This window comes from Cryobacterium zongtaii (assembly GCF_002909375.1).
Taxonomy (GTDB): domain Bacteria; phylum Actinomycetota; class Actinomycetes; order Actinomycetales; family Microbacteriaceae; genus Cryobacterium; species Cryobacterium zongtaii.
Map to the genome: position 1 here is coordinate 1 of NZ_PPXD01000017.1, position 20,791 is coordinate 20,791.

Consider the following 20,791-nt stretch of genomic DNA (forward strand, 5'->3'; position numbering starts at 1 on the left):
ATGATGCCCTTGAGCTCCGGCGTCACCCCACCGCGCAGCGGGTGCAGGCCTTGGCTGAGCTTGCCGAACGAGAACGTGGACTTGGCCTCGAGGATCTCCACGGTGGGCGCGGCACCGTCCGGGTTCAACACCGCCTGCCACGTCGCCGCCATCTCCCGAATCCGGTCCGCCGGAAAAGTGAACCCCGCCGACGCACCCAGACGGCGGACCGGCCCCGTGCAGGCAGGCCCGGCACCATCGGTATCGGTATCGGTATCGGTATCGGTGGCGATGGCGATGTCGCCGGGTCCGGGGGTGCGGCCGAATACCGACCCGGTTGCCGATTCCACCAGCTCGGCTTCACCGCCGTCCACCAGCGACTGGTCTGCATCGAAGCGGCCGTGCACCTTGTAGTCGGCCAGGCCCTTGACGATGTTCTCGGCCGCGTCGATGCCGATCTCCCCGGCGGTCAGTGCCGCGGCCACGAACGGGAACTCGGGCTCGAGGACCGTGCCGCCCAGCATCCGCGGTGCGACCTTCTCACCCAGGGCCACGCGTCGTTTCATCTCCGGACCCGACATGCCCGTCAACCGAATCAGCAAATCCGTGGGGTGCGAGGCGCCCAACCGCCACGCCAACGACTCGGAACCCAACCCCGTACGAGCCCGGTAACCCACCACGGTCGCCGTGGCCACCCGGGCCGCATCCACCGGCCGACCGGTGCGCTCGACCATCTGCGTCAACGCGACCACCTCCGGGTCACTCAACGCGTTCACGTCAATGGAGTCCATCACCGCCATCACCGTCCGCGCCGCATCATCCAACGCCTGGAGCTTCTGACCGAACGCACCGGTATGCGCGCCCTGCACCCCGGGCAGCTCGGCCGGGTCTCTCCACTCAGGCCGTGGCTTAGAGCGGCCCCGACCGGTCTGGCCGGGACGGGACGAGCCCGCGACAGGGCCAGTCGCAGGGCCGACTGCAGGGCCGGCTGCAGTGTCGGCCTTCATGTCGATGGTGCCGCTCAAACTGTGGGCATCCAGTGCCGTGAAAGGATCCGGACCGGCCAGGCCAGTGTTCCAGTCGTGCAGGTTCGACCCGGTGGGAGTCGTTCCCGTCGGTGCGGTGGAGCCACTATCCAGCTCGTCGTCCATACCCCCATTCTCTCACGAATCGCACCTATATGCGAGGAAACGTCAGCAAATTCTCAAGCACATATCGAACACAGTTCTGAGCTAAAGGGGCGGGCAGCGAGGGTCTCGACAGGGTCGACCGATGGGCGGGGTCGGTCGCCCTCGAGGACAGGTTCCAGGGCCTGCTGCGACCGGACCCGACCGGGCGCTCGGTTAGAAGCCCAGCCGACCGAGCTGCTTCGGGTCGCGCTGCCATTCCTTGGCGACCTTGACCCGCAACGAGAGGAATACCCGCTTGCCGACGAGAGGTTCGATCTGCTTGCGGGCGCGCATGCCGACGTCTTTGAGCCGGCTGCCCGACTTGCCGATGATGATGCCCTTCTGGCTGTCCCGCTCCACGAAGAGGTTGGCGTAGATTTCGACGAGTTCCTGGTCGTCACGTTCGATGATGTCGTCGATGGTCACGGCGATCGAGTGCGGCAGTTCGTCGGTGACGCCCTCTAGCGCCGCCTCGCGGATGTACTCGGAGATGCGCGATTCCAGGCTTTCGTCGGTGACGGCATCCGCCGGGTACAGCGGCGCGTCGCTGAGCGGCAGCAGGCGCAGCAGCTCGCTGCTGAGCACATCGAGCTGGATGCGGCTGGTCGCCGAGATCGGCACGATCGCCTCCCAGTCGCGCAGCTGCGAGACCGCGAGAAGCTGGTTGGCGACGCTGGTCTTGGAGGACATGTCGATCTTCGTGACGATGGCCACCTTCTTGGCGCGCGGGAAGTTGTCCAGCTGTTCGTTGATGAACTTGTCGCCGGGGCCGATCGGCTCGTTGGCCGGGATGCACAGGCCGACGACGTCGACGCCGCTGAGCGTCGACTGCACGAGACTGTTCAACCGCTCACCGAGAAGCGTGCGGGGCCGGTGGATGCCGGGGGTATCGACCAGGATCAGCTGGCCGTTCTTCTGGTGCACGATGCCCCGGATGGCGCGGCGGGTGGTCTGCGGCTTCGACGAGGTGATCGCCACCTTCTCCCCCACCAGGGCGTTCGTCAGGGTGGACTTGCCCACGTTGGGGCGCCCGACGAAGGATACAAATCCCGCCCGGAAATCAGGTTCTTGTGTCATTGCCGTGTGCTCCTTCGGTGTCCGGCATTCCCAGGAATGCGGACTGTGCGTTTCTCAACGCCTTGTCTGGTTCAACCAGCACTGTGCTGATTCGTTTGCGTCGACCCTCGGTTCGCTCCGCGGTGAGGATCAACCCGCTGGTTCTGGCTTCGGAGCCGGCGACCGGCAACCTGCCGAGCGCCTTGGCCAACAGTCCGCCGACGGAGTCGACCTCGTCGTCGTCGAGGTCGAGGTCGAAGAGTTCGCCGAGTTCATCGACGGGCAGGCGGGCGCTGACCCGGAAACGGCCGTGGCCGAGATCCTCGATCTCGACGACGTCCCGGTCGTACTCGTCAGAGATGTCCCCGACGAGTTCCTCGATCAGGTCCTCGAGGGTGACCAGGCCGGCGATGCCGCCGTACTCGTCGACGACCATGGCCAGGTGGTTCGACTCCAGTTGCATTTGGCGCAGCAGCGCGTCGGCCTTCTTGGACTCCGGCACGAACTGGGCGGGTTTGGCGAGTTCGCCCACCCGCAACGTCTCGAGGTTGCGGGGCCGTTCGTAGACCAGCCTGGACACGTCCCGCAGATACAGGATGCCTGTCACGTCGTCGACTTCGCCGTCGACCACGGGGACCCGGGAAAAGCCCTTGCTGAGGAACAGACCCATCGCCGCACCGACGCTGGAATCGGCGTCGATGGTGACCATGTCGGTGCGCGGGATCATGAGCTCGCGCACGACGGTCTCACTGAACTCGAAGATCGAGTGGATCAGCTCGCGGTCGTCTTCCTCGATCACGTCGAGTTCGGTGGCCTCGTCGACCATGCTCAGCAGCTGGTCCTCTGAGGTGAACGTGGCAAGCCGGCTGCGGCCGGGGGTCACCCGGTTGCCGAGGGCGACGAGGGCGTTGGCGACCGGGCCGAGAAGCACCCTGAGGAAGTGCACGAGGACGGCAGTGAGCGTGAGCAGGGTCTGCGGATGCGCCCGACCGACGCTGCGGGGGCTCGCACCGACGAGGACGAAGGACACCGCCGTCATCAGCAGAGCCGACAACAGCAGGGCAAGCCAGATCGCGTCGATGGTCGTGGCGAAGACCAGGGTCACCAGCACCGCTGCGGTCGTCTCCGCGATGATGCGCACAAAGTTGATGGCGTTCAGGTGCGCGCCGGTGTCGGCGGCGATCGCGCTCAGGGACCGCTTGGATCGCGCCGTCACGGCGAGCTCGGCGATATCCGCCCTGGACTGGGACATGATCGCCGCATCGACGGCGGCCATCAGCCCGCCGAAGGCGACGAGCAGGATGGCGGCGGCCAGGAACCACCCGACGATCATCGGGGCCGGCGTCGTTCCTGCATGGCGAAGCCGATCAGGATGTCGCGCTGGATGCCGAACATTTCTTTCTCTTCGTCGGGCTCGGCGTGGTCGAAACCGAGCAGGTGCAGCACGCCGTGCGCGGTGAGCAGCAGCAGTTCGTCGAGGGTGCTGTGGCCGGCGGTTTCGGCCTGACCCTGGGCCACCTGCGGGCACAGCACGATGTCGCCGAGCAGACCCGGCGGGGTCTGGGCGTCTTCGGTGCCCGGGCGCAGCTCGTCCATCGGAAAACTCAGGACGTCGGTGGGACCCGGCTCGTCCATCCACTGCACGTGCAGCGCTTCCATAGCGCCCTCGTCCACGAGGACGATGGCCAGTTCGGCGTCGGCATGCACATGCATGGTGTCCAGCGCGAAGGCGGCGAGGCGCTGGATGGTGGCTTCGTCGACCGGGATGGCCGACTCGTTGTTGATTTCGATGCTCAACTGGATCTCCGTTTCGGGGTGCGATCGCGCGGGTTCCCCTGGTGCGGAGCGCGGGAGGCGAAGTCGCGGGCCTGTTCGCTTTCGTAGCGTTGGGCCTGCTTCTGCGCGTCGTATTCGGTGTAGGCGTCGACGATGCGGCCGACGAGGCTGTGGCGCACGACGTCGGCGCTGGTCAGGCGCACGAAGGCGATGTCGTCGATGCCGTCGAGAACCTTGGTGACCAGGCGGAGGCCGCTGGCGCCGGCGGGCAGGTCTACCTGGGTGATGTCGCCGGTGACCACCATCTGGGAGCCGAAGCCGAGGCGGGTGAGGAACATCTTCATCTGCTCCGGGGTGGTGTTCTGTGCTTCGTCGAGCACGATGAACGCCGAGTTGAGGGTGCGGCCGCGCATGTAGGCCAGCGGGGCCACCTCGATGGTGCCGGCCGCGAGGAGCTTGGGCACCAGCTCGGGGTCCATCATCTCGAACAGGGCGTCGTAGAGCGGCCGCAGGTACGGGTCGATCTTGTCGGTCAAGGTGCCGGGCAGGAAGCCGAGCCGTTCGCCGGCTTCGACGGCCGGCCGGGTGAGGATGATCCGGTCGACCTCCTTGCGCTGCAGGGCCTGCACGGCCTTGGCCATGGCGAGGTAGGTCTTGCCGGTGCCGGCAGGGCCGATGCCGAAGACGATGGCGTTCTCGTCGATCGCGTTGACGTAGTCGCTCTGCCCGAGGGTCTTAGGCCGCACGGTGAGGCCACGCGAGGTGAGGATGGCCTGCCCGAGCACCGTCGAGGGGCTGGAGGTCGCGTCGGCCCCGAGCATCCTGGCGGAGGTGCTCACCTCGGCCTCGCCGAGGTCGGCGCCGGTGCGGAGCAGCAGCTGGAGCTCCTCGATCAACCGCACCACGGCCTCGACGGAGACCGCCGCGCCGGTGAGGGTGACCTCGTTGCCGCGCACGTGCACGACGACATTGGGGTATTCCTTCTCGATGGTGCTGAGGAACCGGTCCTGCGGGCCGAGCAGGCGCACCATGGCGACGCCGTCCACCAGGAGCTTGCGCACCACGTCGAGCGCACCGCCGTCAGGAGTTTCGGCGTCAGAGGGCAGCAAGCGTGCCCTCCTCAAGAGCGCCGCCGAGGACGTGCGCGTGCACGTGGAAGACGGTTTGACCGGCCGAGGCTCCGGTGTTGAAGACCAGGCGGTACTCACCGGCGCAGTGTTCGTCGGCCACCCGGCCGGCCACGGCGATCAGCTCGGCCAACAGCGCAGGGTCCCCCGCGGCGAGTTCACCGACGTTGCGGTACTGCTGCGACTTCGTGGTCACCACGACGTGCACGGGCGCCTGCGGGGCGATGTCGTTGAACGCGATGATGTCATCGGTTTCCGCGACGATGGTCGCGGGAATTTCGCGCGCGGTAATGCGGCTGAAGATCGTGGGTTCTGCACCGGAGGAAGCCATGGTTCTATCTTAAGCGCTCCTACCAGCGCCCGAGGGTTGCGTTCAGGATGGCGACCGCGGCGGGACCGGCCGTCGAGGTGCGCAGCACGGTATCGCCCAGGCGCACCCGGCTGGCACCGGCCTGCTCGAGGATGTCCAGTTCACTCGGGGCGATGCCGCCCTCCGGCCCGACGACGAGCACGATATCCCGGTCGTCGGTGGGCACGGCGATCGCGGTCAACCTGAGCTCGGCGGTCGGCTCGAGCAACAGCATCCGGCTGGTCCCAGCGAGCTGGGCAAGCTGCTTGGTACTGGTCAGCGGCAGCACGTCCGGCAGCCACGGCCGGATGGACTGCTTGCTGGCCTCCCGCACGATGGCGGACCAGCGCGCCTGCCCCTTGGCGATCTTGACACCCTCCCAGCGGGCCACCGACCGGGCGGCGGCCCACGCGATGACCCCGTCGACGCCGAGTTCGGTGGCGGCCTGCACGGCGAGTTCGTCGCGGTCACCCTTGGCCAGGGCCTGTACCAGCAGGATGCGCGGCACGGCCGGCGGCGTCCGGGTCACGGTGTCCACCCTCGCCGTGAGCTCGGCCGGTGCGGCCGACAGGACCGTGACGCCGAGCACCAGGCCGGCGCCGTTACCGAGCAGCAGGGTCTCGCCCGGGCGCACCCGGCTGACGGTGACGGCGTGCTTGGCCTCGGCCCCGGTGATGCTCACCGTGGCCCCGACCGCGGGGTCCGCGGTGGACGAGCCGTCGGCGGAGGCGCCGAGGGCCTCTGACAGGAAGAAGTGCGCCATCGAACGTTGTCCTAGCCGAGGAACCTGTCGCGGAGCTTCGCGAACAGGCCCTGCTGGAACTGGCTGAGGGCGGGCGCCGGAACCTTGTGCCTGGCGGCGAAGGCCTCGATCAGTTCCCGCTCCTTGTGGTCGAGCTTGGTGGGGGTGAGCACCTGCACGCCGACCCGCAGGTCGCCGCGGCCGTTGCCGCGGAGCCTCGTGACGCCGCGGTCCTTGACCGTGAGGATCTCGCCGGCCTGGACGCCGGGGCGCAGTTCCACTTCGATGTCACCGTCGAGGGCCTTCACCGTGGCCGTCGCTCCGAGGATCGCGTCGGTCATCGGCACCTCGAGGGTGCAGAGCAGGTCGTCACCGTCGCGGCTGAAGACGTCGTGGTGGCGCACCTTCATCTCCAGGTACAGGTCACCGTTCGGGCCACCGGCCGGCCCGGCCTCGCCGCTGCCGGGCATCTGCAGGCGCAGGCCCGTGTCCACGCCGGCGGGGATGTCGACCGGCACGGTGCGGCGGGCACGCACGCGGCCCTGGCCCTGGCAGGTGACGCACGGGGTGGCGATGATGGTTCCGTAGCCGCGGCAGGAGCCGCAGGGGCTGGAGGTCATCACATTGCCGAGCAGCGAACGCACGGCGCGCTGGATGCTGCCGGTGCCGTGGCAGATGTCGCAGGTGACCGGGGATGTACCCGGCTGGCAGCAGGTGCCCGAACAGGTGGCACAGACGATCGCCGTGTCCACCTCGATGTCGCGGTGGGTGCCGAAGATGACCTCGTCCAGGTCGAGTTCGACGCGGATGAGGGCATCCTGGCCGCGTTCACGCCGGGATCGGGGGCCACGGCTGCCGCCGCCGCCCCCGCCAAAGAAGGTCTCGAAGATGTCGCCGAAGTTGCCGGCGTCGAAGCCGCCGCCCTGGCCGTTGCCGGAGCCGCCGCGGTCGTAGTTCTGGCGCTGCTTGGGGTCGCTGAGAACGTCGTACGCGTGCGTGACGGTCTTGAACCGTTCGGACGCCTCGGCGCCGGGGTTCACGTCGGGGTGCAGCTGGCGGGCGAGCTTGCGGTACGCCTTCTTGATTTCGTCGGTGCTGGCGTCGCGGGCGACGCCGAGTGCTTCGTAGTGGTCAGCCAAAGCTGGCTCTCCTTGGGGTTCTGGGGTGGGGAAGGCGGTCGAGATAGGTGTGGGGCGGCTAGTTCTCGCCGAGCAGTCGGGAGAGGTACCGGGCGACGGCGCGCACGGCCGCCATGTTGTTGGAGTAGTCCATCCGGGTCGGGCCGAGCACACCCAGGCGGGCGGCGTCGCCGCGGGAGGTATAGCCGCTGGTGAGCACGGAGGTCTCGCCGAGCCCGAACGGTGCGTTCTCCCGGCCGATGCTCACCGACACGCCGTGCTGGTCTGTGGCCATTTCGCCGAACAGGCGCAACAGCACCACCTGCTCCTCGATGGCCTCGAGAACCGGATAGATGCTCCCGGTGAAGTCTTCCTCGGTGCGCACGAGGTTCGCGGCTCCGGCCATGACCAGGCGGTCCTGCCGGTTCGCTCCGACCTGATCGCGCAGGGTGCCGGTGATGAGATCGACGAGCTCGGTCTGCTCCGGCGATCCCAGACCGGTCGGGCCGCTCAGGGCCGTGGCGGCCGCCGCCATGCCGAGGCCGCCGACGACGGCGTTCAGCCTGGAGCGCAGCTCAGCCAGGGCGGCTTCCTCGATCGGGCGCGGCAGTTCAACGACCCGTTGCTCCACCCTGCCGGAGTCGGTGATCAGCACCGAGAGCACCCGGGTGTCGCTGAGCGGCACGAGCTCGATGTGGCGGACCGTGGCCCGCGACAACGAGGGGTATTGCACCAGGGCCACCTGGTGGGTGAGCTGGGAGAGCAGGCGGACACTGCGGGCGAGGACTTCGTCGAGATCGGCGGACTGGCCGAGGAAGACCTCGATGGCCTGCCGTTGGACGCCCGTGAGTGGACGCAGGTCGGCCAGGTGATCCACGAACAGTCGGTAGCCCTTGTCGGTGGGGATGCGCCCCGACGACGTGTGCGGCGCGACGATGAGTTCTTCCTCTTCGAGCAGGGCCATGTCATTGCGGATCGTGGCGGCCGAGACGCCGAAAGCGTGCCGGTCGACGATCGACTTGGACCCGACCGGTTCGCGGGAGGCCACGTAGTCCTGCACGATGACCCGAAGGACTTCGAGGCTGCGGTCTGATACCACTGGACGCTCGCCTCCCTCTCCCGTTTGTGCCGCCGACGGCTGGCACTCTCTTCGTATGACTGCCAATCATAACGCGGGCGTCTGGGATACCCGTTGCTCACGGACGAATTCGCGCAGTACCGTGGTGGCACACGTATCTCCGTGGCGGTATCCACCGCTGTTTTTCATCGCTGAATCCACTTGCACGTCGAAGGGCATCGTCATGAGCTATCCCAATGGGCCTGGACAACCGACAGGGTCGGGCACCGCTGCTGCGCTGACTCCGGAGCAGGACAAGCTGTGGGCGTCCCTGGCGCACCTGGGCGGCATCCTCTCGTTCCTGCCGGCCCTGATCATCTGGCTGGTCTTCAAGGAGCGCGGGCGATTCACCGCCGGCGAGGCCAAGGAGGCGCTCAACTTCCAGATCACGCTGTTGATCGGCTATCTCGCCATCAGCGTGCTCAGCACCGTCCTGGCACTTCTCACCTTCGGCCTGCTGGCCGGGCTCGGCTCGCTCACCTGGGTGCTCTGGCTGATCGGCGCGATCTTCTCGGTACTCGGTTTTGTCAGCGCCCGCGACGGCCGCCCGTATCGCTACCCGTTCGCTCTGCGCCTGATCAACTAGCGCCCGATCAGCTAGTTTTCTCACTGCGGGCGCCCGAGACCGGCGCTATTCTGGTGACAGCTCGACCAGCACCATCCTCGCTCCCCCGAGCGCCCACGAAGGAGATTTAATGTCTGAGGCAACGCCTCCCCCCGCCAACCCGTACCAGGCACCCAGCCAGCTGAGCCCGGCCGACGAGAAGCTGTGGGCGACCCTGATCCACATCGGCGGAATCCTCTTCGGCTTCCTGCCCGCCCTGATCGGTTACATCGTGCTCAAGGACCGCGGTCCGTTCATCCGCGCACACGCCGCGACGGCCCTGAACTTCCAGATCACCCTGGCCATCGCCTACCTGGTCGGATCGATTCTCACCGTCATCCTCGTCGGCTTCCTGATCCTGGCCGCCGCCTGGATCCTCAGCATCGTCTTCAGCATCATGGCCGCGATCGCCGCGAACAAGGGCGAGTGGTACACCTACCCGCTGACGATCAAGTTCGTCAGCTGATCGTAAGAACCGGGCCTCACTAGTCGGTAAGCAGTCGGCGCACCACGGCGTCGGCGAGCAGCCGACCTGTGAGGGTCAGTTCGATGTTGCCGCCGATGGCCGCGCGAGCGTCGATGAGCTCGTCGGCGATCAGGCCGGCGACCTCTCGGCGGCCGAGCGCCGACAACGTCGCCACCGGGATTCCCTCGCGGATGCGCGTGAGCAGCAGCACCCGTTCGGTTTCGCGGGTGGCCTCGTCCAGGGTTTCCCGTCCGGCGGCCGGTGAGTGGCCGGCCAGAATGCGGTCGGCGTACGCCGCCGGATGCTTGACGTTCCACCAACGCACCCCACCCACGTGGCTGTGCGCGCCGGGGCCGATGCCCCACCAGTCGGCGCTGCGCCAGTAGGACAGGTTGTGCCGGGACCGGTGTTCGGTTCCCCGGGACCAGTTACTGACCTCGTACCATCCGTAACCGGCCTCGGCCAGACGCGCATCCGCGAGTTCGTAGAAGTCGGCCTGCAGGTCTTCGTCGGGCTGGACGAGCTCGCCCCGGCGGATCTGCCTGGCCAGCTTGGTACCGTCCTCGACGATGAGCGAATAGGCGCTGATGTGGTCGGGCTGCTGGCCGATGGCCGCGTCCAGGCTGGCCCGCCAATCCTCGATGGTCTCCCCCGGTGTGCCGTAGATCAGGTCGAGACTCACGTCCAGGCCCGCCTCGCGCGCCCAGGCCACCACGAGCGGGACCCGTTCGGGATCATGCGTTCTCTCGAGGGTGGCCAGGACCCGCGGTACCGCGGACTGCATGCCGAAGGACACCCGGGTGAAACCGGCCTGCTTGAGCTGGCGGAGATAGGCGAGGTCGACGGAGTCAGGGTTGGCCTCGGTGGTGATCTCGGCGCCCGGCACGATACCGAAGGTGTCGCGCACGGCATGCAGCATCCGCACCAGATGGTCTGCGGGCAGCAGCGTGGGGGTGCCGCCGCCGAAGAAGACCGTCGCGGCGGGCCGGGCCGGCACACCGGATTCGGCCAGGATGCGGGCGGCGGACTCCACCTCGAGGACCGCCTGGCTGGCGTAGTCGCTCTGCTTCACCCCGCGCAGTTCCGTGGCGGTGTAGGTGTTGAAGTCGCAGTAGCCGCAGCGCACCTTGCAGAACGGTACGTGCAGGTAGACCCCGAAGTCGCGGGTCGAGGCGCCGAGCGCGGCCGAAGCCGGGATGAGGCCATCCAGTGGTGCGGGGTCGCCGACCGGGTGCGGTCCAGCCATCCGGTCAGCCTCGTCCGACGGGGTGCAGGGCGAGCAGGTACTTGCGGGTGTAGCGCTCCTGCTGGACGCGCAGGATGGGCCAGGCCAGCGTGTAGTACCAGGTGCTGGGACGCGAGAAGGAGCGGATGGTGAGCCAGACGGAGTCGTCAGCGCGACGGTCGACGATGAAGCACTCCTCGCCGGTCTGCGGGTGGCCGCGCATGGTTCCGTAGGCGAAGCCGATCTTGTCGGCCTCGTCGATGACGTAGACGACCCGCACCGGTGCGGCGACGGTGAACGGGCCGGTGGGGATGGCCAGCTTGGCGGTCATCCCGTTGCTGATGAACGCGGTGCCGTCCTCGGCGAAGGTGGCCTCGTTCACCGGGTGTTCCTGGTTGGGCGCCGGGGTGCCGTTCTCGGTGAAGACGATGCCGGTGTACTGCACGCCGGTGCCGGCGTCGAGGTCGGTGACGTCGATGCCGCTGCCGCGCTGGATGCCCCAGCTCATCAACGCCGTCGTGGCCACCCGGAACCGTTCCTCGCCGCTGCCCAGGCGCACCGTACGCTCCAGCGGGCGGTGGCCCTTGGGCGGGTAGCGCATCAGGTCGGGGGCCAGGGTGCCGCCGATGGCGGCGTAGGTCACGGCGGCGTCGGTGAAGGTCGAGCGGCGCATGATCGTTACTTCTTTTCCTTCTTGGCCGGCTCGTCGCCGGAGAGTGCGGCGATGAAAGCCTCCTGCGGAACCTCGACCCTGCCGACCATCTTCATGCGCTTCTTGCCTTCCTTCTGCTTCTCCAGCAGCTTGCGCTTGCGGGAGATGTCGCCGCCGTAACACTTGGCGAGGACGTCCTTGCGGATGGCGCTGATCGATTCGCGGGCGATGATGCGGGCTCCGATGGCGGCCTGGATGGGCACGTCGAACTGCTGGCGCGGGATGAGCTTCCGGAGCCGTCCGGTCATCAGTACGCCGTAGTCGTAGGCCTTGTCGCGGTGCACGATGGCGCTGAACGCGTCGACCTGTTCGCCCTGCAGCAGGATGTCGACCTTGACCAGGTCGGCCTCCTGCGAGCCGATGGGCTCGTAGTCGAGGGACGCGTAGCCGGCGGTCTTGCTCTTGAGTTGGTCGAAGAAGTCGAACACGATCTCGCCCAACGGCATCGTGTACCGGATCTCGACCCGGTCCTCACCGAGGTACTCCATGCCGAGCAGGGTGCCGCGGCGACCCTGGCAGAGTTCCATGATCACGCCGACGTAGTCCTTGGGCGCGAGGATCGCGGCCTTGACGATGGGTTCCTCGACGACAGCGATCTTGCCGTTGGGGAACTCGCTCGGGTTGGTGACCGTGACGGTCTTCTTGTCGTCGGTGGTGACCTCGTAGATCACGCTGGGCGCGGTGGTGATCAGGTCGAGGTTGAACTCCCGGTCGATGCGCTCGGTGATGATCTCCAGGTGCAGCAGGCCGAGGAAGCCGCACCGGAAGCCGAAGCCGAGGGCGACGGAGGTTTCGGGCTCGTAGACCAGCGACGCATCCGAGAGCTTGAGCTTGTCGAGCGCTTCGCGCAGCGCCGGGTAGTCGCTGCCGTCGATCGGGTACAGGCCGGAGAACACCATCGGCTTGGGTTCGGTGTAGCCGGGCAGCGCCTCGGTGGCGGGCTTCATCGCGGTGGTGACGGTGTCGCCGACCTTGGACTGGCGCACGTCCTTCACGCCGGTGATCAGGTAGCCGACCTCTCCGACGCCCAGGCCCTTGCTGGGGGTGGGTTCCGGGCTGGTGACGCCGATCTCGAGGATGTCGTGGGTGGCGCGGGTCGACATCATCTGGATCTTCTCGCGCGGGCTGAGGTGCCCGTCGATCATGCGCACGTAGGTGACGACGCCGCGATAGCTGTCGTAGACGGAGTCGAAGATCATGGCGCGGGCCGGCGCGTTCGCGTCGCCGACGGGGGCGGGGATCAGCGAGGTGGCCCGGTCGAGCAGTTCGGACACGCCGACGCCGGTCTTGCCGGAGACCCGAAGCACGTCGTCGGGGCTGCCGCCGATGAGGCTGGCGAGCTCCTTGGCGTACTTGTCGGGGTCGGCGGCCGGCAGGTCGATCTTGTTGAGCACCGGGATGATGGTGAGGTCGTTCTCGAGCGCCAGGTAGAGGTTGGCCAGGGTCTGGGCTTCGATGCCCTGGGCGGCGTCGACGAGCAGGATGGCGCCCTCGCAGGCCGCCAGGCTGCGGGAGACCTCGTAGGTGAAGTCGACGTGGCCGGGGGTGTCGATCATGTTCAGCGCGTAGGTCTGACCGTCCATCTCCCACGGCATCCGCACCGCTTGGCTCTTGATGGTGATGCCGCGTTCGCGTTCGATGTCCATCCGGTCCAGGTACTGGGCACGCATGGAACGGTCGTCGACGACGCCGGTGATCTGAAGCATCCGGTCGGCCAGCGTGGACTTGCCGTGGTCGATGTGCGCGATGATGCAGAAGTTACGGATGAACGCGGGGGCGGTGGCGGCCGGTTCCAGCGCCTTGAGAGCTCTCGGTGACATGATGGCCCAATTCTCCCATGCCCCGCAGCATCGGTGTGACCTGCCCGGGTGGCAGTCGGTCATCCATTCGACGGATGACGGAACCAGCGGTCCTGATTAGGCTGGGCGCACCATGTCCAGCCTCGCACTCCGCACGTCCCCGCTCCGCCGGGATCCCATGCCGCCCGCCAGCATCGGCGAGGGTCTTCCGCACTCAGCGCTCACCCCGGTGTTCTCCGGCCTGCGGATCGGCCTGCACGTTCTGATCATCGGGCTGACCGGGCTGGTCATCGTGCGGACCCTGTTGGGGGCGGTGCCGAACCCCGTCGCCGTGGTGAGCCTGTCGCTGCTCTTCCTGGCCAGCTATGTCGGCGGCAGCGAGCTGGCCCGCCGGCGGCCGTGGCGATGGGTCGTGCCGGTCTGGATGGCCGTGCTGCTGGTGGAGTGGCTCGCACTGACCCTGCTGGCACCGGATGCCGCCTTCATCGTTTTCCCGCTGTTCTTCCTGCAGCTGCACGTGCTGCCCCTCAGGGCCGGCATCCCCCTGGTCCTGCTCAGCGTGCTGTTGACGATCTGGGCGATGAGCTTCCACGTGGGCCTGAGCCTGGGCGCCACCCTCGGCCCGCTGGTGGGCGCGGGCGTGGCGGTGGCGGTGGGCCTGGGCTACCGGGCACTGCTGCGCGAGGCCGCCGAACGGCAGAACCTGATCGAAGATCTGCTCACCACCCGCACCGAGCTGGCGGCCACCGCACGTGACGCGGGCACCCTCGCCGAGAGGGAACGCCTGGCCAGGGAGATCCACGACACCGTGGCGCAGGGGCTGTCGAGCATCCAGATGCTGTTGCACGCCGTCGAGGGCCGGGTGTCCGATCCGGCGGCCCTGGAGCACCTGCGCCTGGCCAGGGATACCGCGGCAGCCAATCTGCAGGAGACCCGCCGGTTCATTCGGGAGCTCACCCCGCCGGCCCTGGACAGCCAGACCCTGCCGGGCGCACTCGCCAGGCTCGCCTCGTCGGCAGAGCGCACCGCACCGGTCGGCGACCATGCCACCAGGGTCAGCCTGCATGTGACGGGTGACCCGATCGCGCTGCCGATGTCGCTGGAGACGACCCTGCTGCGGATCGCGCAGGGCTCGCTCGCCAACGTCGCCCAACACGCCGGCGCCAACCGTGCCGAGGTCACCCTGAGCTACATGACCGATGAGGTGGCCCTCGACGTCGTCGACGACGGGCGCGGCTTCACCCTCACGGACGCCACGGCTCAGAGCCCTGACTCGTTCGGCCTGGTCGCCATCCGGCAACGTGTCGAAGCGCTCGGCGGCTCCTTCGTCCTGGAGTCCGCACCGGGCTTGGGCACCGCGGTCGCGGTGCGATTCCCGATTCGTCAGGCGCGGGCATGATCCGGGTGCTGCTCGCGGACGACCACCCCGTGGTGCGGGCGGGACTGCGCGCCATGCTCGGCGCCGAGCCGGACCTGGAGGTCGAGCTGGAGGCCGGCACGGCGGAGGAAGCCGTGGCCCTGGCCGCCTCCGGCCGGGTCGACGTGGTGCTGATGGACCTGCAGTTCGGTGGTGCGCTGCCCAATACCGACCCACCGGGCACCCCCATGCAGGGCGCGGAGGCCACCCGGTTGGTCCGGTCCCGACCCGGCGCCCCGCACGTGCTGATCCTCACCAATTACGACACGGATGCCGACATCCTCGGTGCCATCGAGGCCGGCGCCAGCGGGTACCTGCTCAAGGACGCGCCGCCCGCCGAACTCGTCGCCGCCGTGCGGGCCGCGGCGGCGGGACAGAGCGCACTCGCTCCGGCCATCGTGACCCGGCTGGCCGACCGGTCGCTCGTTCCGGAGGGCCGGCTCTCCCCCCGCGAGGTCGAGGTGCTTGCCCTCGTGGCGGCCGGCCGCTCCAACCGGCAGATCGGCCAGGACCTGTTCCTCAGCGAGGCGACGGTGAAGTCGCACCTTGTGCACATCTTCGGCAAGCTCGGCGTCGGCTCGCGGACCTCCGCCGTCGCCAGCGCCCGCGCGTCGGGCACCCTGCGGGGCGCCTGATGCCCACCGCCGGTTACCGGGTCCCCGTCGTGCTCGTGCACGGGATCCGCACCTCGGCCAGCATGTGGCGGCACCAGCTGGAGTGGCTGGAGGCGGCGGGACATCCGGTTGTCGCCGTTGACCTGCCCGGCCACGGCTCGCGCCTGGGCGAGCCGTTCACCCTCGACGGTGCGCTCGGTGCCATTGATGGGGCGGTGGACGCCGTCGAGGGGCCGGTGCTGCTCGTCGGGCTGTCGCTCGGCGGCTACTACGCCATCGCCTACGCGGCCAGGAACCCGGACCGGGTGCTCGGCCTGGTGGCCGCCGGGTCGTCGTTCGAACCGGGCGGGCCGGGACTGGCCGCCTATCGCTGGCTCGCCCGGATCATCCACAGGTTCCCGGACCGCGGTCTCTGGCTGCACACCTTCCTGGTCCGGCGGATGCTCCCGCCGGCCGGGGTGCGGGATGTGCTCGCCGGCGGCGTAGGCCTGGACGTCATGGACGCGGGCCTCGCGGCGACGGGGCGATTGTCGCCGCTAGCCGATCTCAGGGCGTTTCCCGGACCGGTCTGGCTGGTCAACGGCGCGTACGATCACTTCCGCCTGCACCAACGACGGTTCCTCGTGGCGGCGCAGCGAGGCACCCTCGTGACGGTTCCCGGGGCCGGCCACCTGGTCAGCCTGCATCGGCCGCACCGGTTTGATACTGTGCTCAGGCGCATCATCACTGAGATCGAGGCCGATCTCGATCAGAACTCGCCCGATTCGGTCAGCCAGCCGGGCAGATAACTGGTATCGTTGCCTGTTGGCTTGCGTGTTGGGTCCCACCCCACACGATTTTCGCCGCACGGTGCCCTCTATCGCCGGGCGGCCCATCCGAACAAGAACCTAACGAAAGCGTATAAAACGTGGCAAACATCAAGTCGCAGATCAAGCGGATCCTCACGAACAAGAAGTCGCAGGAGCGCAACAAGGCGGTCAAGAGCGAGTTCAAGACCGCCATCCGGGCCACGCGCCTCGCCGTCACCGCTGGTGACAAGGACAAGGCTGTCGCCAGCCTCGCCGTTGCTTCCAAGAAGCTCGACAAGGCCGTCAGCAAGGGCGTCATCCACCAGAACCAGGCAGCGAACAAGAAGTCCGCTATCGCCAAGGCTGTCAACGCGCTCTAAGCAGCACCGCTCTTCAGCAGTTCAGAAGTACAGACACACCCCCGCCCTCCTGGGCGGGGGTTTTCTGTGTTGCCGCCGGATCCGGCCGGCCCTTTCCGAGGTGCCCGGCCGACGCTATGGTGGCGTCGTGACAAGCGAGCAGACCGGCCCGGTAAAACCGTCCGCCTGGCGCCATCAGGCCCGGTTCCTCGGCGGCGCGTTCGCCGTGGCAGCCGCCGTCATCGCCGTCGGCCTCTGGTCGGCCCCCGCAGTCACCGCATACGAGGGCCTGAACCCCTGGGTGTTCGCGGGGCTGCTCGGTTTCATCCTCGTGTTGACCGGGGCCTGCGTCCTGTTCGCGGCCTCGCTGCCCACCGCGCCCCCCAACACGGCACCGTCCACCGCCGCACTGTCCATCACCGCGCCCGCCGCAGCGCCGCCGGCCACCGAAGCTGCCGCGCAGCCCGCAGCTCAGCCTGCAGCGCACCCGGCAGCACACACGGCAGCCCCTCGGCGGGGGCTGACCATCCTCGGGTCGGTGTTCGGCGTCGTCGGCCTCGCGCTGGCCGCTCTCGCGGTGGTGCTCACGGTACTGTTGCCGATGCCCACCCAGCGGATCATGGTGCAGTTCACCGACCTGTATGGCAGGGTCCAACTGGAATACTGCCCGTCCCTGCCGGCGTCGTTCGCCGCGACGGCATCGCGGGCCGATCTGGCCGGCTCCTCGACCATTTTGCCGGTGAAGGTGAGCGGGGATATCTGCGGCGACCCCGAGTTCACCGACGGGGTGTGGATCTACCTGAACCGCTCGTCGGTCACGGTGTCCGGCCAGCCCTGAGTCGGCCTCGGCCGCCCGGTCCGTGACCGGCCGCCCTCATTCGCCGCGTTTGGCGATGACCGTGACGAGCCGCTCGAGGGCGAAGATCGGGTCTCTGCCGGCGCCCTTCACGGCCGCGTCGGTCTCGGCGAGCATCACGATGCACCGGGCCAGACCGTCATCGCTCCAGCCGCGCAGATCGCGTTGGGCGCGCTCCACCTGCCAGGGGGCCAGGCTGTAGGTGGCCGCCAGCTGGGCGGACCCGCCGCGCACGCCGAACAGCTTCGCCATGGTGCGGATCTTGCTGGCGAACGCGGCGACGATCGGGACCGGGTCGGCTCCTGACGACAGCGCGTGCCGCAGGGTGACGAGTGCCTCGCCGAGACGCCCGGCGATGGCGGAATCGGCGACCTTGAACGCGTTGGTCTCGACTCGGCCGCCGTAATAGCGGTCTACCGTGGTCTCGGTGACCTCGGCTCCGGTGTCGGCGATGAGCTGCTGGCAGGCGGCGGAGAGCTCGGCCAGGTCGTCGGAGAACGCGGCCACCAGCGACCGCAATGCGCTCGGGGTGACTCTTTTGCCCGCCGAGCGGAATTCGGCGGTGGCGAAGTCGTGCTTGTCCGAATCCTTCTTGAGCTCGGCGCAGACCACTTCCACGGCGCCGCCCACGCCGCTGCGGATGGTGTCCAGGAGCTTCTTGCCGCGCACGCCGCCGCCGTGGCGCAGCACGACGTAGGTGTCGTCTGCGGGGTTCTGCAGGTAATCGATGGCCTCGGTGAGGAAGGTGTCGCTGCACTTCTCGACGTTGCTCACGCGGATCAGCCGCGGCTCGCCGAACAGCGAGGGGCTGGCCAGGGTGAGCAGCTCACCGGGCGCGTAGCTGTCGGCCTGAATGTCGCTGACCTCGAGGCTGGGGTCCTCCAGCTTGAGGAAGTCCCGCAGCGACCGGATGGCGCGTTCGGCGAGGAAGGTCTCGGTGCCAGAGACGAGCACGACGGGCGCCGGGCGCACCTGATGCCAGGCGAGCTGCGGGATCTTCGCCGCGCCGGCCTTGGGGGCCGGTTTGCCGGCTCGTGCCTGTGCGGTTGTTCGTGCGGCCACGCGGCTCCCTTCGCTACCAACCCAGCCTAACCGGCACCTGTGACCTTCTCCGTCCAGACCACGAGTCCCCGGCGGGCCGTCGGGGCACCGGTGCCGGGCGCGACCACCACCATCCCGTCCCGGTCGGTGCGCAGCACGGTGGTTCCCGCCGCGCCGAGGATGTCGAGCACCGACCTGGTGGGGTGTCCGTAGCCGTTGTCCGCACCGACCGATACGACTCCGATGCTCGCCTCGATCTCGGCGTAGAGGGCGGCACTCTGGTCGCGAGAACCGTGATGGGCGACCTTGACCACGTCGACGGCAGCGATCTGACCGGCGGCCATCAGCCCCTTTTGCGCCTCTTCGTCGAGGTCGCCGAGGAAAAGCGACCGGATGCCGCCGCCGTCGAACGCCATGCTGACGCTACCGGGGTTCCCGGTCTGCATGAAGGTCGAGCCGCGGATCGGCCACAGGATCTCCCAGGTCAGTGCGCCGAGGGCGCCGGTGTCGCCGCGGGCGGTTTCGCGTACGTCGGCCCCGCCGGCGGCGAGCCGGTCGAGCAGCGCCGCATCCTGGCTGGTCTCCGGCCGGCCCACCAGTGCGGTGTCCACCCGGCCGATCACCGCGGCCAGACCGCCGATGTGGTCCAGGTCGTAGTGGGTGAGGACCAGCAGATCGACCCTGTCGACGCCGAGGGTGTCCAGGCAGTCGGCCAGCAGCGCCGGGTCCGGGCCCACGTCGACGAGCGCGACCGACGCACCGTCACGCACGAGCACGGCATCGCCCTGGCCGATGTCGCAGGCGGCGATCTGCCAGGCCGGGGGAAAGACTGCGGCCCGGCCCAGCTCGTAGCCGACCGCGCCTCCGATCGCCCACCCGGCGACCACGCAGACCAAGGTCCCGCTGACGGTCCGCACCAGCACTGCCACCCGGCCGGAGCCGCGGGCGGCAAGCAGAGTCAGCACGGCGACGGTACAGGCCACGACGAGGACCACTCCGAACGGTCCACCCGGCCAGGGCAGGCTGTTGGCAGGCATACCGGCGGTCGTGGTCGCGACAGCGGCGATCCAGGTGGCCGGCAGCCAGGCCAGCCACACCAGCGGGGTCGCGAGAACGGGTGCCCAGGGCAGGAGCAGACAGGCGACCAGGCCGGCGACAGTGGCCACCGGCGCGGCGGGGGCTGCGAGCAGGTTTGCCGGCACCCCGTACATCGGGAGCGTCGGACTGAGCATGACCAGCACCGGCTGGCAGGCCAGCTGAGCGGCGATCGGGATCGAGAGTACCGCGGCGACGGGTGTGGGAAGCCAGCGTCTGAGCCGTCGGCTGAGCGGCCCTGCCAGCACCAGCAGCCCGAGGGTGGCCAGCACCGACAGCGCGAAGCCGTAATTGCGGGCCAGCCAGGGATCGAAGATCAGCAGACACAGCGAGGCCATGGCCAGGGCAGGGAGTCCCCGCCCTGGCCGACCGAGCGAACCTGACAGCAGAACGATGGTCGCCATGGTCGCGGCCCTCACCACGCTCGGTTCCGGAGTGACGAGCACCACGAAGCCGGCCAGCACGACCAGCCCGCAGACCAGCCGCCACACCCGGCCGAGGCCCAGCGCGGCTGCTGCCACCAGGACGATGGCGAGCACAATGGCGCAATTGGCTCCGGACACCGCGGTGAGGTGGCTGAGCGAGCTCGTCTTCATGTCCTGGTCGAGGCTGTCATCCACCGCCGTGGTGTCGCCGATCGCCAGCCCGGGCAGCAGGCCGGCTCCATCACCGGGCAGCTCGGCGGACGCTGTCGCGAACCCCTCGCGAACGGCGTTCGCCCAGGCCAGCCACCACGGCGCGGGGTGAACCGGTTCCGGTGGGGCTCGCCCGAAGATCAGGACGGCGGCCGCGTCACCCGGCTCCGTTGCGCCGAGAGTGCCCGTCATCCGGATCCCAGCGCCGATGGCGGGGGTCTCAGCGGATGCCGGGGCGAATACGACGGCGGGCACCGACAGGCCGGTCCCGGCTGGGGAAGCCTCCCCCGTGCTCGCCTGACCGGGTGGCTCGCCGATGGAGGTGAGCGTGGCCCGGAACCGCATCTGCACCCCACCCCCGATGGCCGACCGGCGACTCTGCGCCGGCGCCGACCAGACCGTGAGAACCACTGAGGCCTCGCCGTGTTCGGCTGCGACGGCGCGAACGGATTCGGGCAACCGCACCGGCGCCTGCACCGCGACGGACAGCCCGGCCAATGCGGCCGCAGCGCAGCACACGGCCAGGGTGGCCAGTACCGGGCGGACGCGCTCCACCAGGAAGCCCGCGCCACGTGCTCGCGACCCGGTCACGAGTGCACCAACGGTCAGCAGGATAGCGGCGGCCGCAGCCAGGCCGGCCACGAGGGCGGCATCCGTCGTCGTCGCCACCAGCAGCCCGGCCGACAACCAACATGCCATGGCCGGCAGCACCAGCCGCAGGTCCACACTGTTCCGGCTTCGGGTCAT

General features: G+C 68.8%; 21 protein-coding genes. 7 read left to right on the plus strand and 14 right to left on the minus strand.

Annotated features, from left to right (window positions below; translation table 11 throughout):
• From C3B61_RS10700 to hrcA, 9 genes are all read right to left on the minus strand, one after another.
• Window positions 1-1,130: hypothetical protein (locus tag C3B61_RS10700; RefSeq protein WP_133160281.1), on the minus strand; the 1,130-nt coding region annotated here is incomplete at its 3' end.
• Window positions 1,131-1,322: 192 nt separating this feature from the next.
• Window positions 1,323-2,225: a GTPase Era gene (gene era / locus C3B61_RS10705; protein WP_088456110.1), complete on the minus strand. Its 903-nt coding sequence runs from the start codon at window positions 2,223-2,225 to the stop codon at window positions 1,323-1,325.
• Window positions 2,209-3,537 carry a hemolysin family protein gene (locus C3B61_RS10710; RefSeq protein WP_103460587.1) on the minus strand — a complete coding sequence of 443 codons (1,329 nt, stop codon included), beginning with the start codon at window positions 3,535-3,537 and terminating at the stop codon, window positions 2,209-2,211. Before C3B61_RS10710 ends, era begins: the two co-directional genes overlap by 17 nt.
• Window positions 3,534-4,001: an rRNA maturation RNase YbeY gene (ybeY, locus tag C3B61_RS10715; protein ID WP_088456108.1), complete on the minus strand. Its 468-nt coding sequence runs from the start codon at window positions 3,999-4,001 to the stop codon at window positions 3,534-3,536. The genes C3B61_RS10710 and ybeY overlap by 4 nt, the downstream gene beginning before the upstream one ends.
• On the minus strand, window positions 3,998-5,011 hold the full coding sequence (locus C3B61_RS10720; RefSeq protein ID WP_103460659.1) for a PhoH family protein: 1,014 nt from the start codon (window positions 5,009-5,011) through the stop codon (window positions 3,998-4,000). Before C3B61_RS10720 ends, ybeY begins: the two co-directional genes overlap by 4 nt.
• 64 nt (window positions 5,012-5,075) lie before the next feature.
• Window positions 5,076-5,438, minus strand: a complete 363-nt coding sequence (locus C3B61_RS10725; protein WP_088456107.1) for an HIT domain-containing protein — start codon at window positions 5,436-5,438, stop codon at window positions 5,076-5,078.
• A gap of 19 nt (window positions 5,439-5,457) precedes the next feature.
• Entirely contained in the window at window positions 5,458-6,219 is a 762-nt protein-coding gene (locus C3B61_RS10730) for a 16S rRNA (uracil(1498)-N(3))-methyltransferase (protein ID WP_103460588.1), read from the minus strand.
• Window positions 6,220-6,230: 11 nt separating this feature from the next.
• Window positions 6,231-7,337 carry a molecular chaperone DnaJ gene (dnaJ, locus tag C3B61_RS10735; RefSeq protein ID WP_088456105.1) on the minus strand — a complete coding sequence of 369 codons (1,107 nt, stop codon included), beginning with the start codon at window positions 7,335-7,337 and terminating at the stop codon, window positions 6,231-6,233.
• 58 nt (window positions 7,338-7,395) lie between these two features.
• Window positions 7,396-8,415 carry a heat-inducible transcriptional repressor HrcA gene (gene hrcA, locus C3B61_RS10740; RefSeq protein WP_088456104.1) on the minus strand — a complete coding sequence of 340 codons (1,020 nt, stop codon included), beginning with the start codon at window positions 8,413-8,415 and terminating at the stop codon, window positions 7,396-7,398.
• A gap of 202 nt (window positions 8,416-8,617) precedes the next feature.
• On the opposite strand from hrcA, the gene C3B61_RS10745 reads away from it, so the two are divergent.
• Window positions 8,618-9,019 carry a DUF4870 domain-containing protein gene (locus C3B61_RS10745; RefSeq protein WP_088456103.1) on the plus strand — a complete coding sequence of 134 codons (402 nt, stop codon included), beginning with the start codon at window positions 8,618-8,620 and terminating at the stop codon, window positions 9,017-9,019.
• Between the two features lie 109 nt (window positions 9,020-9,128).
• Complete coding sequence (locus tag C3B61_RS10750; protein WP_088456102.1) at window positions 9,129-9,503, plus strand: DUF4870 domain-containing protein; 375 nt, start codon at window positions 9,129-9,131, stop codon at window positions 9,501-9,503.
• Window positions 9,504-9,522: 19 nt separating this feature from the next.
• Here C3B61_RS10750 and hemW read toward each other — a convergent pair whose 3' ends face one another.
• Genes hemW through lepA form a run of 3 tightly spaced genes read right to left on the minus strand, consistent with a single transcriptional unit; the run spans window position 9,523 to window position 13,260 of the window.
• A complete protein-coding gene (gene hemW / locus C3B61_RS10755) occupies window positions 9,523-10,749 on the minus strand; it encodes a radical SAM family heme chaperone HemW (RefSeq protein ID WP_103460589.1) in 1,227 nt (408 codons plus the stop codon).
• 4 nt (window positions 10,750-10,753) lie between these two features.
• A complete protein-coding gene (locus tag C3B61_RS10760) occupies window positions 10,754-11,401 on the minus strand; it encodes a DUF1990 family protein (RefSeq protein WP_103460590.1) in 648 nt (215 codons plus the stop codon).
• 5 nt (window positions 11,402-11,406) lie between these two features.
• Complete coding sequence (gene lepA / locus C3B61_RS10765) at window positions 11,407-13,260, minus strand: translation elongation factor 4 (RefSeq protein ID WP_088456099.1); 1,854 nt, start codon at window positions 13,258-13,260, stop codon at window positions 11,407-11,409.
• 112 nt (window positions 13,261-13,372) lie between these two features.
• Here lepA and C3B61_RS10770 point away from each other — a divergent pair, with 112 nt between their 5' ends.
• The 5 genes from C3B61_RS10770 to C3B61_RS19885 all read left to right on the plus strand — a co-directional run bounded on the left by C3B61_RS10770 (window position 13,373) and on the right by C3B61_RS19885 (window position 17,255).
• Complete coding sequence (locus C3B61_RS10770) at window positions 13,373-14,638, plus strand: sensor histidine kinase (RefSeq protein WP_244285910.1); 1,266 nt, start codon at window positions 13,373-13,375, stop codon at window positions 14,636-14,638.
• Window positions 14,635-15,291 carry a response regulator transcription factor gene (locus C3B61_RS10775; protein ID WP_088456098.1) on the plus strand — a complete coding sequence of 219 codons (657 nt, stop codon included), beginning with the start codon at window positions 14,635-14,637 and terminating at the stop codon, window positions 15,289-15,291. Before C3B61_RS10770 ends, C3B61_RS10775 begins: the two co-directional genes overlap by 4 nt.
• Entirely contained in the window at window positions 15,291-16,058 is a 768-nt protein-coding gene (locus C3B61_RS10780; protein WP_103460591.1) for an alpha/beta fold hydrolase, read from the plus strand. Before C3B61_RS10775 ends, C3B61_RS10780 begins: the two co-directional genes overlap by 1 nt.
• 119 nt (window positions 16,059-16,177) lie before the next feature.
• Window positions 16,178-16,438, plus strand: a complete 261-nt coding sequence (gene rpsT / locus C3B61_RS10785; RefSeq protein ID WP_088456096.1) for a 30S ribosomal protein S20 — start codon at window positions 16,178-16,180, stop codon at window positions 16,436-16,438.
• 127 nt (window positions 16,439-16,565) lie between these two features.
• Window positions 16,566-17,255, plus strand: coding sequence for a hypothetical protein (locus C3B61_RS19885; RefSeq protein WP_208858806.1), 690 nt, complete (start codon window positions 16,566-16,568; stop codon window positions 17,253-17,255).
• A 36-nt stretch (window positions 17,256-17,291) separates the two neighbouring features.
• Here C3B61_RS19885 and holA read toward each other — a convergent pair whose 3' ends face one another.
• Both holA and C3B61_RS10800 read right to left on the minus strand, forming a co-directional pair.
• Window positions 17,292-18,335, minus strand: coding sequence for a DNA polymerase III subunit delta (gene holA, locus C3B61_RS10795; protein ID WP_103460592.1), 1,044 nt, complete (start codon window positions 18,333-18,335; stop codon window positions 17,292-17,294).
• A gap of 26 nt (window positions 18,336-18,361) precedes the next feature.
• Complete coding sequence (locus C3B61_RS10800; RefSeq protein ID WP_165791153.1) at window positions 18,362-20,791, minus strand: ComEC/Rec2 family competence protein; 2,430 nt, start codon at window positions 20,789-20,791, stop codon at window positions 18,362-18,364.

Coding starts and splice junctions, on each gene's coding strand:
- C3B61_RS10780 (WP_103460591.1), top strand. CDS start 15,291: ATGCCCACCGCCGGTTACCGGGTCCCCGTCGTGCTCGTGCACGGGATC.
- C3B61_RS10800 (WP_165791153.1), bottom strand. CDS start 20,791: ATGACCCGAAGCCGGAACAGTGTGGACCTGCGGCTGGTGCTGCCGGCC.
- C3B61_RS10745 (WP_088456103.1), top strand. CDS start 8,618: ATGAGCTATCCCAATGGGCCTGGACAACCGACAGGGTCGGGCACCGCT.
- C3B61_RS10720 (WP_103460659.1), bottom strand. CDS start 5,011: ATGGTGCGCCTGCTCGGCCCGCAGGACCGGTTCCTCAGCACCATCGAG.
- era (WP_088456110.1), bottom strand. CDS start 2,225: ATGACACAAGAACCTGATTTCCGGGCGGGATTTGTATCCTTCGTCGGG.
- lepA (WP_088456099.1), bottom strand. CDS start 13,260: ATGTCACCGAGAGCTCTCAAGGCGCTGGAACCGGCCGCCACCGCCCCC.
- C3B61_RS10725 (WP_088456107.1), bottom strand. CDS start 5,438: ATGGCTTCCTCCGGTGCAGAACCCACGATCTTCAGCCGCATTACCGCG.
- C3B61_RS10750 (WP_088456102.1), top strand. CDS start 9,129: ATGTCTGAGGCAACGCCTCCCCCCGCCAACCCGTACCAGGCACCCAGC.
- C3B61_RS10760 (WP_103460590.1), bottom strand. CDS start 11,401: ATGCGCCGCTCGACCTTCACCGACGCCGCCGTGACCTACGCCGCCATC.
- C3B61_RS10710 (WP_103460587.1), bottom strand. CDS start 3,537: ATGATCGTCGGGTGGTTCCTGGCCGCCGCCATCCTGCTCGTCGCCTTC.
- C3B61_RS10775 (WP_088456098.1), top strand. CDS start 14,635: ATGATCCGGGTGCTGCTCGCGGACGACCACCCCGTGGTGCGGGCGGGA.
- C3B61_RS10770 (WP_244285910.1), top strand. CDS start 13,373: ATGTCCAGCCTCGCACTCCGCACGTCCCCGCTCCGCCGGGATCCCATG.
- C3B61_RS10730 (WP_103460588.1), bottom strand. CDS start 6,219: ATGGCGCACTTCTTCCTGTCAGAGGCCCTCGGCGCCTCCGCCGACGGC.
- hemW (WP_103460589.1), bottom strand. CDS start 10,749: ATGGCTGGACCGCACCCGGTCGGCGACCCCGCACCACTGGATGGCCTC.